Origin of the sequence: Micromonospora sp. NPDC005686, from assembly GCF_042871665.1 — a bacterium.
GTDB lineage: Bacteria > Actinomycetota > Actinomycetes > Mycobacteriales > Micromonosporaceae > Micromonospora.
The window spans coordinates 38697-51800 of the sequence record NZ_JBIAIY010000014.1 but is presented as its reverse complement, the minus strand read 5'-3'; the positions used below and the strand labels follow the sequence as shown (position 1 = coordinate 51800).

Below are 13104 nucleotides of genomic sequence, written 5' to 3'. Positions count from 1 at the left end.
CGGGGCGCCGGTGACCCGCGGAGCCGCTCCCGCTCCCGGGCCGAAGGTCAGGAAAGGACCATTGTGTCTCGCCTCCCGCGCCGCCGACGCCTCGCCGTCGCCGTGAGCCTGCTCGCCGCCACCCTCGCCGTCGGAGCCTGCTCCGCCACCCCGACCAGCGACCCCGGTGCCACCACGGGTGAGATCGACCCCAACGCCGTCCTGCGGGTGAGCGCCTCGTCGCCGTTCCAGAACCTCGACCCGGCGCAGCCGGCGCCCGGCGGCTACCCCTACCTCACGCTGATCTACGACCGGCTCACCATGGTCGACTCCACGGACCAGGTCGTCCCCGGCCTGGCCAAGAAGTGGACCTACGCCGAGGACGGTTCCTACCTCGAACTCGCCCTGCGCGACGACGTCAAGTTCCATGACGGGACGCCCTTCGACGCCAACGCCGTCAAGGTCAACATCGAGCGCGGCCAGACGTTGCCCACGAGCACCATCAAGCAGGACCTCGCCAGCATCACCGGCGTCACCGTCGTCGACGCGCACACCGTGCGCCTCAACCTCAAGCCGGGCACCGGCGCCGTGCTCCCCTCGGCCCTGGCCACCGCCGCCGGGATGATGGTCTCGCCCAAGGCGATCGCCGACGGCGTCGACCTCAAGCGCGCCCCCGGCAACGCCGGCTCGGGCCCGTACGTCGCCACCGAGTTCGTCCCCAACGAGAAGTACGTCGTCAAGCGCGCCGAAGGCACCTACTGGGACCCCAACGCCGGACGCCTCGCCGGGATGGAGATCACCCGGGTCCCCGAGGGCGCCACCCGGCTCAACGGCGTCATCAGCGGTCAGACCGACCTCAGCTTCGTCTCCTCGGCCAACGAGATCACCCAGGCCCGCCAGCTCGGCGAGACCGGCCAGCTCAAGGTGACCACCCGCCCGTTCCGCAACGTCCTCGGCATCCTGCTGCGCGCCAACATGGGCGACCTCAAGGACAAGCGGGTCCGTGAGGCCATCGCGCGCTCGGTCGACCCGGCCGCCATCCGCGCGCTCTTCGCCGACACCTGCACGCCCACCCGCAGCATCTACCCGAACAGCCCGTGGGAGGACCCGGCGGCGACCTACCCGTACGAGTTCGACCCGGCCAAGGCCAAGGCGCTGATCGCCGAGGTCGGCGGGGCCAAGGTGTCGATCAGCTTCTCCGCCGGCACCAACACCGAGCAGCCCGCCACCGCCATCCAGGCCGCCATGTCCCAGGCCGGCATCGACGCGAAGCTCAACCCGACGCCGAACTCCGAGACCGAGGCCCGCTTCATCGCGGGCGACTTCGAACTCGAGGTGTCAAACACCTTCAACCCGCGTCTCGACCCGGCGGGCACTGTCGACAACTACCTCGCCGGCAACTACAAGCTCGCCACCGACCCCGAGGGCATCGGCCCGATCGCGGCCAAGGCCGCCGACCCCCGCTCCAGCGTCGAGGAGCGTGCCAAGCAGTACCACCAGCTGTGGGAGCGGCTGCTCACCGAGGCATGGTTCATCCCGATCTGCAACCTCACCAGCGCCACCATCGCCTCCCCGAAGGTCGTCGGGGCCGAGCAGCTGCCGTGGACCAACCTCGGCCTGTTCGACCTGCGGACCGTGGCGATGACGAAGGGCTGAGCGTCAGGTCCCCGCCGTCCGCCACCGCGAGCGGCCGACCCGAAGAAAGGTAGCCAGAGCCAGTGAACCGTCCCACCGCAGCCACCCCGCTCCTGCCCGCCCTGTCCCGCCTGCTCGACGAGCAGCCGGACCTCACCCTCACCCTCGCCGGCGCCCCGTTCACCGTGGCCGAGCTCGATGCCGCGTCGCGTCGCCTCGCCGGGTTCCTCGCCGACCGCGTCGCTCCCGGCGACCGGGTCGTCGTCCTCGCCCGCAACGGCCGCCTGGCCCTGCTCTCCTGGTGGGCGACGACGCTCTGTGGCGGTTTCGTCGTACCACTCAACACGAGCAACCGCGGCCCCGTACTGGCCCACCAGGTGCTCGACGCCGACCCGGTCGCGATGATCGTCGAGGACGAGTTCGTGCCCGTCCTGGACGACGCCCTCATCGGCACGGAGCTACGGGTGCCGGTCCTCGTCGGCGCCCCCATCCGGCCCGCTTCGGGCCCGGCGCCCGCCTGGGCCACCGAGGTCGTCGACTTCGACGCCGCCGTCGCTGAGGGATCGGCGGTGACGACCACCCCGGACCTCGACGCGTACGCCACCAGCCACCTCATCTACACGGCCGGCACGACCGGGCCGTCCAAGGCGTGCATGGTCAGCCACGGCTACGTGGCGAACATGGCCCGCCAGATGCACGAGAACCTCGAACGCCACTCCGGCGACGTCCTGTGGACGGCGATGCCGCTGTTCCACATGGCCGCCGTCGGGCACGTCATGGGTTCGCTCCAGCTCGGCTCGGCCATCGACCTCGCGTCGCGCTTCTCGGTCCGGGGCTTCTGGGACGAGATCCTGCGCAGCCGCGCGACGATGGCCGCGCTCATGGGCTCGATGCTGCCGATGATCGCCGGCGCCCCCGACTCCGAGGCCACCCGCGAGGCCTTCGGCCGGCTGCGCGTCGTGTCCGGCTCGCCGGTCACCGCCGAGCTCGCCGCTCGCTGGACGGAGCGCTTCGGCGTCGAACGGGTCGGCTCGGGCGCCTACGGCCTGACCGAGGCCTGCCTGATCACCCTCACCCCACCGGGGGGTTACCGCGCCGGGAGCGCAGGCAAGATCAACGACTCCTTCGAGGTGCGCATCGCCGACGAGCACGACAACCCGCTGCCCGTCGGCGAGGTCGGCGAGATCCTCGCCCGTCCCAACCGTCCGGCGATCATGTTCAACGGCTACTGGCGCGAGCCGGAGAAGACGCTGGAGGTCTTCCGGGGCCTGTGGTTCCACTGCGGTGACTACGGTCGTCTCGACGAGGACGGCTACCTCTACTTCGTCGACCGTGGCAAGGACTACCTGCGCCGCGGCGGCGAGAACATCTCCAGCTTCGAGATCGAGGGCATCGTCGCGACCCACCCGGCCGTCGGCGAGGTCGCCGTCCACGCGGTCCCCTCCCCGCTGGCCGAGGACGACCTCAAGGTGACTGTCGTGCCCGCGCCCGGTGCGGAGATCGACCCCGCGGAGCTCTTCGAGTGGCTGCACCCGCGGATCCCGCGGTACGCCGTCCCCTCCCACATCGAGGTCCGCACCGAACTGCCCAAGAACGCCGTCGGGCGGGTCCTCAAGCGGGTCCTGCGCGAGGAGGGCGTGACTGCGCAGACGTGGAGCACGGACCCCCGTGCCGTGACCGGCCTCCCGGCCCCGGCCGGCACCCGGGAACAGGCGTGAGCGCCGCCCCCGGCCTGCGGTTCGAGGGACCGCTGGCCGGCCTGCGCCTGCTCGAACTCGGTGGGCAGGGGCCGGTGCCGTTCGCGACGATGATGCTCGCCGACATGGGCGCCCAGGTGGTACGGGTCGACCCGCCCGGCGAGCCCGACCGGCGGGAGCGCGCGCAGGTCAATGCGATCGACCGGGGCCGTACGACAGTCACGCTCGACCTGAAGTCCGAGGCCGACCGGGCGCTCGTGCACCGGCTGCTCGCCGACGCGGACGTCCTGCTCGACCCGTTCCGGCCCGGGGTGCTCGAACGTCTCGGCCTGGCCCCGGCCGAACTCACCGAGCGGTACCCGCGCCTGGTCGTGGCGCGGATGACCGGCTGGGGCCAGGACGGCCCCCTCGCCGCGGCCGCCGGACACGACCTCAACTACATCGCCGTCTCCGGGGTGCTCGACACGATCGGCCTGCCCGATACCGGCCCCGTCGTGCCGCCGATGTATCTGGCCGACTTCGCCGGCGGCGGCATGGTGCTGGCCTTCGGCGTACTGGCCGCCCTGCAGGAGCGTGTCTCCTCCGGGCGTGGGCAGGTCGTGGACGCCTCGATGCTCGAGGGCAGCGCGCTGCTCACCGTCGTCATCCACTCGATGCTCGCGCGGGGCGCCTGGAACCTCACCCGTGGCACGAACTACCTCGACGGCGGGGCGCACTTCTACCGGGTGTACCGCACCGCCGACGACAAGTTCATGTCCGTGGCGGCCATCGAGGCGAAGTTCTACCGTGCGTTCCTGCGTACCCTCGGCCTCGATCCGGAGGACGGGCCGGGGCAGTTCGACGAGTCGGGGTGGGCCGGCTGGGCCGAGCGGATCGCGTCGGTCTTCGCCGGACGCACCCGGCAGGAGTGGACCAGCGTCTTCGAGAGCGTCGACGCGTGCGTGCACCCGGTGCTGGACATCGCCGAGTCGGCCGAGCACCCGCAGGTGCGTGCCCGGGGCGGCGTCGTCGAGGTCGAGGGGGTCGCTCAGCCGGCCCCCACGCCCCGATTCTCGCGTACGCCCGCAGGCGTGCCACGGGCCCCGCGGCGCCGTGGTGAGGACACCGACCGGGTGCGCTCGGCGCTTGCCGCGAGCAGCCCGTGGGAAGCGTTGTCAAGGTCTTGACCTGCGGCAAGCCTCACTCTACGCTTCGACCAAGCGCTTGCTTGATTGCTGCCTCGCATTCGACGACGGACGAGACGGAGCAAACGTCAATGACGACTCAGGCCCCGGTGGCCCGGAACTCGGCACCCGCCGTCTTCGCCGACATTGTGCGCGCACGCACGGGTGACGATCATCCCGGCCTGCTCTTCGAAGGCCGCACCATCACCTGGGGCCGGATCGTGCAGGAGGCCGCCGACCGGGCCGCCGCCCTGAACGACGTGCCCCGGCCGGAGGGCAGGCCACTGCACATCGGGGTGCTCCTGGAGAACACCCCCGACTACGTGTACTGGATCTGTGCGGCCGCGCTGGCCGGCGCCACCGTGGTCGGGATCAACCCGACCCGACGTGGCGCCGAGCTGGCTCACGACGTGCGGCACACCGACACCGACCTGCTCCTCACCGAAGACCGCCTCGCCGGCCTCATCGACGGGCTCGACCTGGGCATCCCCGCCGGGCAGGTGCACAACATCGACTCCCCGGAGTACGCCGCCTGGCTGGCACGGTACGCCGGCGCGCCGGTACCCGCCGCCGAGGTCGACCCTTGCGCCAACCTGCTGCTCCTGTTCTCCTCGGGCTCGACCGGGGCCCCCAAGGCGGTCATCTGCTCCCATGGGCGCCTCGCCGCGGTCTCCGAGGCGCTGCTGGCCCGCACCGAGCTGACCCGCGACTCGATCAGCTACCTGTCGATGCCGCTGTTCCACGGCAACGCCGTCATGCTCAATCTCGGCCCCGCCATGGTCTGCGGCGCGACGATCCGCATGGTTCGCAAGTTCTCCGCGTCGGGCTTCGTGCGCGACGTGCACGAGCACGGCGTCACCTACTTCAACTACGTCGGCCGGGCCCTCGCCTACATCCTGGCCCAGCCGGTCGACCCCCGCGACGCGACGAGCACGCTGCGGCGCGCCGTCGGCACCGAGGCCTCGGCCGCCGACATCGCCCGTTTCGCCGAGCGCTTCGGTGTCGTCATCTCCGAAGGCTACGGCTCCAGCGAGGGCGTCATGCGGATCAACCGCACCCCCGAGACGCCGGCCGAGGCGCTCGGCGTGGCCGTCGCCGGCGCCGATATCAAGGTCATGAACGAGGAGACCGGGCTGGAGTGCCCACCGGCCGTGCTCGACGGGACCGGGCGGCTCCGCAACGCCGACGAGGCCATCGGCCAGCTCGTCGGCGTCGGCATGGCCGCCCGGTTCGAGGGCTACTACAAGAACCCCGAGGCCGCCGCCGAGCGAATCCGCGGCGAGGACTTCTGGTCCGGCGACCTGGCCTACCGCGACGCCGACGGCTACTTCTACTTCGCCGGCCGCTCCTCGGACTGGATCCGCGTCGACAGCGAGAACTTCGCGGCCGGGCCCGCCGAGCGGATCATCGAGCGCTGGGACCGGGTGGCGGTCGCCCCCGTCTTCGCCGTGCCCGACCCGCGTACCGGCGACCAGGTCATGTGCGCGATCCAACTGCGTAGCGGCGCCACCTTCGACCCGGAGGCGTTCACCGCCTTCCTCGACGAGCAGGCCGACCTCGGCACCAAGTGGCGGCCCCGCTTCGTGCGGATCGTCGACCAGATCCCCAGCACGGGCAACGGCAAGGTCGCCAAGCAGGTGCTGCGCCGTACCGCCTGGGTCACGACCGACCCCGTCTACGTCCGCGACGGCGCGTCCACCGCGTACCGCCCGCTGACGGAGGCGGACGTCCGGGACCTCGAGAAGCAGTTCGCCGACAACGGACGTGCCGCGCTCCTGCCGGCCACCTGACCTGCCGGCCCGCCCGGCACACCGACTGGCGCCCACGCCCCGAGAATGAGGAACATCCATGTACCTGGAGTACACCCCCGAGCAGCGAGAGCTGAGCAGGGAGCTGCGAGCCTACTTCGCGCGCCTGCTCACGCCTGAGGTCCGCGAGGCGCTCGGCGGTACCAACGAGGACCGCCCGGCCTACCGCGAGATCATCCGCCAGATCGGCAAGGACGGCCTGCTCGGGCTCGGCTGGCCCACGGAGTACGGCGGCCAGGGCCGCCCGGCGCTCGACCAGTACATCCTCTTCGACGAGATCAACCGCGCCCAGGCGCCGTTCCCCTTCGTCACCATCAACAACATCGGCCCGATGCTGATGCGCTACGGCACCGAGGAGCAGAAGCGCACGTACCTGCCGGGCATGCTGACCGGCGACGTCATCTTCGCCATCGGCTACAGCGAGCCGGGCTCCGGCACCGACCTCGCCTCGCTGAGCGCCAAGGCCGAGGCCACACCCGACGGTGGCTGGGTCGTCAACGGCCAGAAGGTGTTCACCAGCGGTGTCAGCCAGGCCGACTTCGTCTGGATGGCCGTGCGCACCGACCCCGGCGCCCCGAAGCACAAGGGCATCACCATCCTCATCGTGCCGACGTCGGACCCGGGCTTCAGCTGCACGCCGATCGCCACCAGCGGCATCACCCACACCAACGCCTCCTACTACGAGGACGTACGCGTCGGCCCCGAGGCCCTCGTCGGCGAGGTCAACGGCGGCTGGCGTCTCATCACCGGCCAGCTCGGTCACGAGCGGGTGGGCCTGGCCGCGATGGGCGGGCGCACCGAGCAGCTGTGGACCGACGTCGCCGCGTGGGCCGCCGAGCCCGACGCCGACGGCAACCGCGTCCTCGACAAGCCGTGGGTACGCACGGAGCTGGCCCGCGACTACGCCGAGCTGACCGCGATGCGCCTGCTCAACTGGAAGATCGCCGTCGTGGGGGAGGGCCAGAACCCGGCGCCCGCCGCCGCGTCGGTCGCCAAGGTCTACGGCACGGAGACCCACGACCGGGTCTGCCGCAACCTCGTCTCCGTCGTCGGGCCCCGCGCGACCCGGCGACCCGGCGCGCCGGACGCCGTCCTCGGCGGGCAGTTGGAGGCGTACACCCGCGGTTCCTACATCAACACCTTCGGCGGCGGCACCAACGAGGTGCTGCGCGACATGATCGCGGTCGCCGGTCTCGGCATGCCGAGGAAGGGACGTTCCGCATGAGCACCACGACGCAGGCCCCCGCCCTCGACGCCACCGACCAGGAGGCCTTCCTCGCCCGCCTGCGCGAGTTCGTCGGCCTCGAGGCCACGCCCACCCGCTACGCCCAGGACGCCGTCAACCAGGCGATGATCCGTCACTTCGTCGAGGCGATGGGCGACGAGAACCCCGTCTACGTCGATGACCAGGCCGCCCGTGACACCGGTCGCGAGGGTGTCATCGCCCCGCCGCCGATGCTGTCCACCTGGCTCATGGTCGGCTACAAGGCCCACACGGCCGCAGCCGCGGGCGCCGCGCGGGACACCCCGATGGCCCGGCTGCTCGCGCTTCTCGCCGACGCCGGCTTCGTCGGGGTCGTCGCGACCAACGACGAGCACGAGTACGTGCGCGAGCTGCGCCTGGGCGACGAGATCAAGATGACGACTGTCATCGAGGACGTCTCCCCGCGCAAGACCACGGGGCTGGGCACCGGCCACTTCATCACGACGTTGCGCACCTACACCGACCAGAACGACGAGGTCGTGGCTCGCCAGCGCTTCCGCATCCTGCGCTTCGACCCGTCCGGCGCCAAGCCCGCGGCTCCGGCCGCGGCCGACCCGGCGCTGCGGCACAAGCCGTTCATCCTGCGCGACAACGCGTTCTGGTTCGAGGCCGCCGCACAGCGTCGCCTCGTCATCCAGGCCTGCGCCGACTGCGGCACGCTGCGCCACCCGCCCGGCCCGATCTGCCCCTCCTGCCACTCGTACGCGTGGCACGAGGTCGAGGCGAGCGGCCGGGGCACGGTGCACAGCTACGTCGTCAGCCACCACCCGAAGGCTCCCGGGTACGACTACCCGCTCACCGTCGTGCTCGTCGATCTCGAAGAGGGCACCCGCCTCGTCGCCGACTTCGCCGGGGACGCCGAGGAGGTCGAGATCGGCATGCCCGTGCAGGTCGACTGGCTCGACTACGACGAGAACCTCACGCTGCCGCGTTTCCGGGCCGCGACCTCCGCACCGGAGCCCACAGAAGAGGAAGGGAACTGATGGACTTCCAGCTCGCCGAGGAGCAGGTCACGGTCAACGACCTGGCGCGCGACGTGTTCTCGCGCAACGGCGACCCGCAGCGGCTCTTCGACATCGAGGCCGGGCAGGACCGCTTCGACCGCGTCCTGTACCGCGACCTGGCCGAGTCCGGCATCCTCGGGCTGCCCGTGCCCGAGGAGCACGGCGGCGCCGGGCTGGGCCTGTGGGAGATCGCCGGCGTCTTCGTCGAACAGGGCCGCACGCTGGGCACCGTCCCGCTGTGGGAGACCCTCGTCGGCGGCGTCCTGCCGCTGCTGCGCTACGGCAACGCCAAGCAGCAGGCCGAGTGGCTGACCCGCGTCGCCGCCGGGGACGCGGTCCTCACCGTCGCCGTCGACGACCTGACCGACGCCCGGCCGTACGGCGCCCGCGTTCGCGCGCGGTCCGGCGCCGAGCCCGGCGGTGACGGGGTCACCCTGAGCGGCACCGCGGTCGGCGTCCGTTCGGCGCACCTCGCCGACGCGATCATCGTCCCGGCCACCGACGAGGCGGGCGCGGTCGGGCTCTACCTCGTGCCGACCGCCGGCACCGGGGTACGCCGTGACACCTTCGAGCGCACCGACCGTGGACTCGCCTCCGACGTGCGCTTCGACGGCGCCGCCGCAGGGCTGCTCGCCGAGGGCCCCGAGGAGGACCGGCTCGACTGGCTGCTGCGCCAGATCTGGACCGCCGTGGCGGCTCTGCAGAGCGGCATCAGCCAGGCCGCCGTACGCCAGGCCGCCGACTACACCTCGGGCCGTGAGCAGTTCGGTGTGCCGATCGCGACCTTCCAGGCCGTCGCCCACCAGCTCGCCGACTGCCACATCGACACCGAGGCGATGGGCGTCACCTACCTCAACGCGCTCTGGCGCGAGACCACCGGGCGGCCGTCCCGTGCGGCAGTGCACGTCGCGAAGTACTGGGCCGCCGAGGCGGGCGACCGCGTCGCGCGCACCGTGCAGCACGTGCACGGCGGCATGGGCGCCGACGTCACCTATCCGGTCCACCGCTACATGCTCTGGACCACGCAGCTGGCCAACACCGCCGGCTCCGGGGCCTGGCACCTGCAGCAGCTCGCGGACCTCGTCGGCGAGGGGGAGCAGCTGTGAGCGGCACGCAGATCACCATCGAGCAGGTGAGCCTCGGCGACACGCTGCCGGAGCTCGAGATCCCGCTGACCCGGACCGTCATCGTCGCGGGCGCCCTCGCGACCCGCGACTACGAGGACGTGCACCACGACCCGGCCCAGGCCGAGCGTCGCGGCACCCCCGACACGTACATGAGCATCAACCACACCAACGGGCTCGTCGGCCGCTACGTCACCGACTGGGCCGGCCCCGCCGCGCGCATGGTGCGCCTGAGCACCCGCCTCGGGGTGCCGAACTTCCCGGGTGACGTGATGCGCCTGACCGGTGAGGTCGTCGGCGTCGAGGAGGACACCGTGCGCGTCGCGGTGCGTGGCATGAACAGCAAGGGTGGGCACGCCATCTCCGAGGTGACCGTGCGCCTGCCCCGTGGATCGGAGCAGTGACGTGACGTCCAACTTCCTGTCGGGTCGCACCGCGGTCGTCGGCATCGGCGCGACGGAGTTCTCGAAGAACTCCGGCCGCAGCGAGCTGCAACTGGCCGTCGAGGCCGTCACGGCCGCCCTGGCCGACGCGGGCCTGAACCCCGCCGATGTCGACGGCATGACGACCTTCACCATGGAGACCAACCCGGAGAACATGGTCGCCCGCAGCCTGGGCATCCCCGAGCTGAAGTTCTTCTCCCGGATCCCCTACGGCGGCGGCGGCGCCTGCGCCCCCGTCCAGCAGGCCGCCATGGCCGTCGCGAGCGGGATCGCCGACGTCGTCGTGGCGTATCGCGCCTTCAACGAGCGCTCCGGCGTTCGCTTCGGGCAGGGACCTCCGCCGGCGAAGACCCAGGCCACCTCGGACAACGAGTACCGCTCCTGGGTCAACCCGTACGGCCTGCTCACTCCGGCCCAGCACACCGCGATGTTCGCCCGTCGCTACATGCACAGGTACGGCGCGACCAGCGAGGACTACGGCCGGGTGGCAGTGCTCGCCCGCAAGCACGCCGCGAACAACCCCAAGGCGTGGTTCTACGGCAAGCCGCTCACGCTCGAGGAGCACCAGGCTTCCCGCTGGATCGCCGAGCCGCTGCATCTGTTCGACTGCTGCCAGGAGACCGACGGCGGCCAGGCGATGGTCGTCGTCAGCGCCGAGCGCGCCAAGGACCTGCCCTCCACTCCGGTCTACATCCGGGGGGCTGCCCAGGGCCTGGGGCCGGACCAGTACCAGATGGTCAGCTACTACCGGGAGGACCTGACCCGGATCCCCGAGGTCGAGCTCTGCGCCCGGCAGTTGTGGGCACAGTCGGGGCTCGGCCCCGCCGACATGGACGCGGCGATTCTCTACGACCACTTCACGCCGTACGTGCTCAACCAGCTCGAGGAGTACGGCTTCTGCGGCCGTGGCGAGGCCAAGGACTTCATCGCCGACGGCAACCTGGAGGTCACCGGCTCGCTGCCGACGAACACCCACGGCGGCCAGATCGGCGAGGCATACCTGCACGGCACGAACGGTGTCGCGGAGGGCGTCCGCCTCGTCCGGGGGACCTCGACCAACCAGCCCGAGGGCGTACGCAACGTCCTCGTGACGGCGGGCGTCGGCGTTCCCACCAGTGCACTGATCCTCTCCGCGGAGGGCTGAGACGCCGGCCACCACCACAGATTCGAAGGCCGTCAGCGACCCACGGATCCCGCCCGGCAGCCGCCGAACGGGACAACACACCACCTCTGATCAGCCGGAACGATTCGGCTCTTGTTTTGGGAAGGATGAGAATGGGCGTCAACATAAGGGCCCGCAAACGTGTGGTCGCGTTGATCAGCATCGGGGCTCTCGCCATGGCCGGCTGCAGCTCGCCGGACAGCTCCGGCAGCAGCAGTGCCGCGCAGGGCGAGATCGACACTTCGGCCGTGCTCAAGTTCGCGTCGGCGGGTCCGTTGCGTGACCTCGACCCGGCCCTCCAGACGAGCTACGGCGCCTGGGGCTACCTGTTCCTCGTGTGGGACCGGCTGACCATGCTGGACAAGGACGACAAGATCGTCCCGGGCCTGGCCAAGGAGTGGAACTTCGTCGAGGACGGCGGCGTCCTGGAACTCAAGCTCCGGGACGACGTGAAGTTCCACGATGGCACGCCGTTCGACGCCGAGGCCGTCAAGGTCAACATCGAGCGCGGCAAGACCCTCGAGGGCTCGACCCTCAAGAGCGACCTCGCCGACATCGAGTCGGTCGAGGTCGTGGACGCGACGACCGCACGGCTCAAGCTGGTCAAGGGCAAGGGCGTCCAGTTGCCCGCGTCCTTCACCGGCACGGCCGGCATGATGGTCAGCCCGAAGGCGATCAAGGACGGCGCCGACCTCAAGAACAATCCCGGGACCGCCGGTTCCGGCCCGTACATCGCCACCCAGCTCGTCCCCCAGGAGAAGCTCGTCCTCAAGCGGGCCGACAACTACTGGGACCCGAACGTCGGCCGTCTCGGCGGCATCGAGCTGCAGCGCGTGCCCGACGCCGCCGCCCGCCTCAACGGCCTGCAGAGTGGCCAGGTCGACCTGGCCCCGCTCAGCTCGGCCGGCGAGATCGCCACGGTTGAGAAGATCGTCACCCCGGGTAGCGGTCTCCAGCAGCACCAGGTGAAGTTCAAGAACGTTGTCGGCATCTACATGCGCGGCAACAAGGGCGACGTCGCCAAGCCCGAGGTCCGCCAGGCGATCGCCCACGCGGTCGACCCGGAGGCGATCAGCGCGCTCTTCAGCGGCTACTGCACGCCGACCCGCCAGGTCGTGCCCGAGACGGACCCGAGCCGCATCCCGAACTACACCTACCCGTACGAGTTCAGCGTGGACAAGGCCAAGGCCCTCGTGCAGCAGGCCGGCGGCGCCAAGGTGTCCGTCACCTTCGCCGCGGGCACGAACGCCGAGCAGCCGGCCAACGTCGTGCAGGCGTCCCTGCGGGCCGTCGGCGTCGACGCGACGCTCAACCCCGTGCCCAACACCGAGAACGAACCGCGCTTCATCGCCGGCGACTTCGAGCTGATGGTCGGCACGTCGTGGAGCCCGAAGGCCGACCCGGCGGCGACGGTGAACACCTACCTGCTGAACACGTACAAGCTGGCCGCGGACCCCTCGCTCATCGCGGACAAGGCGGCCGAGGCCGCCAACCCCACGCTGTCGATGGACAAGCGCGCCCCGCTGTACCAGGACATCTGGAAGACGACGCTCGAGCAGGCCTGGTTCCTGCCGCTGTGCAACCAGACCAACGCGAACGTCTCGAAGGCGAACATCGTCGGCACCGACAACATCCCGATGTCGAACATCGGCATCTGGGACCTGCGCCACATCGCCGTCAAGAAGTAACCGGTCGCTCCTGACCACCGGTGGCGGGGGGGGCCGGCCCCCCCCCCCCCCCCGGGGGCGGCGGCCCCCCCCCCCCCCCGGGCGGCCCCCCCCCCCGGGGGGGGCCCCCCCCCCGCCACACACACAAGCGGCGGATG

General features: G+C 71.2%; 10 protein-coding genes. All 10 read left to right on the top strand.

Annotated elements, in window-relative coordinates:
* Nucleotides 1-63 precede the first annotated feature (63 nt).
* The 10 genes from ACFYON_RS26435 to ACFYON_RS26390 all read left to right on the top strand — a co-directional run bounded on the left by ACFYON_RS26435 (nt 64) and on the right by ACFYON_RS26390 (nt 12967).
* Nucleotides 64-1635, top strand: a complete 1572-nt coding sequence (locus ACFYON_RS26435) for an ABC transporter substrate-binding protein (protein WP_355095505.1) — start codon at nt 64-66, stop codon at nt 1633-1635.
* 62 nt (nt 1636-1697) lie between these two features.
* On the top strand, nt 1698-3332 hold the full coding sequence (locus ACFYON_RS26430; protein ID WP_354874516.1) for an AMP-binding protein: 1635 nt from the start codon (nt 1698-1700) through the stop codon (nt 3330-3332).
* Nucleotides 3329-4477 carry a CaiB/BaiF CoA transferase family protein gene (locus tag ACFYON_RS26425; protein ID WP_387190305.1) on the top strand — a complete coding sequence of 383 codons (1149 nt, stop codon included), beginning with the start codon at nt 3329-3331 and terminating at the stop codon, nt 4475-4477. The genes ACFYON_RS26430 and ACFYON_RS26425 overlap by 4 nt, the downstream gene beginning before the upstream one ends.
* 89 nt (nt 4478-4566) lie before the next feature.
* A complete protein-coding gene (locus ACFYON_RS26420; RefSeq protein WP_354874512.1) occupies nt 4567-6264 on the top strand; it encodes an AMP-binding protein in 1698 nt (565 codons plus the stop codon).
* Nucleotides 6265-6322: 58 nt separating this feature from the next.
* Nucleotides 6323-7507 (top strand): acyl-CoA dehydrogenase family protein, encoded by a 1185-nt coding sequence (locus tag ACFYON_RS26415; protein WP_354874511.1) that lies wholly within the window; start codon nt 6323-6325, stop codon nt 7505-7507.
* Nucleotides 7504-8529 carry a MaoC family dehydratase N-terminal domain-containing protein gene (locus ACFYON_RS26410; RefSeq protein ID WP_354874509.1) on the top strand — a complete coding sequence of 342 codons (1026 nt, stop codon included), beginning with the start codon at nt 7504-7506 and terminating at the stop codon, nt 8527-8529. Before ACFYON_RS26415 ends, ACFYON_RS26410 begins: the two co-directional genes overlap by 4 nt.
* On the top strand, nt 8529-9656 hold the full coding sequence (locus ACFYON_RS26405) for an acyl-CoA dehydrogenase family protein (protein ID WP_354874507.1): 1128 nt from the start codon (nt 8529-8531) through the stop codon (nt 9654-9656). The genes ACFYON_RS26410 and ACFYON_RS26405 overlap by 1 nt, the downstream gene beginning before the upstream one ends.
* Nucleotides 9653-10078, top strand: coding sequence for a MaoC/PaaZ C-terminal domain-containing protein (locus tag ACFYON_RS26400; protein WP_198937703.1), 426 nt, complete (start codon nt 9653-9655; stop codon nt 10076-10078). Before ACFYON_RS26405 ends, ACFYON_RS26400 begins: the two co-directional genes overlap by 4 nt.
* Before the next feature lies 1 nt (nt 10079).
* Nucleotides 10080-11261 (top strand): lipid-transfer protein, encoded by a 1182-nt coding sequence (locus tag ACFYON_RS26395; protein ID WP_354874505.1) that lies wholly within the window; start codon nt 10080-10082, stop codon nt 11259-11261.
* A gap of 131 nt (nt 11262-11392) precedes the next feature.
* Complete coding sequence (locus tag ACFYON_RS26390; RefSeq protein WP_354874503.1) at nt 11393-12967, top strand: ABC transporter substrate-binding protein; 1575 nt, start codon at nt 11393-11395, stop codon at nt 12965-12967.
* The last annotated feature ends 137 nt before the right edge of the window (nt 12968-13104 follow it).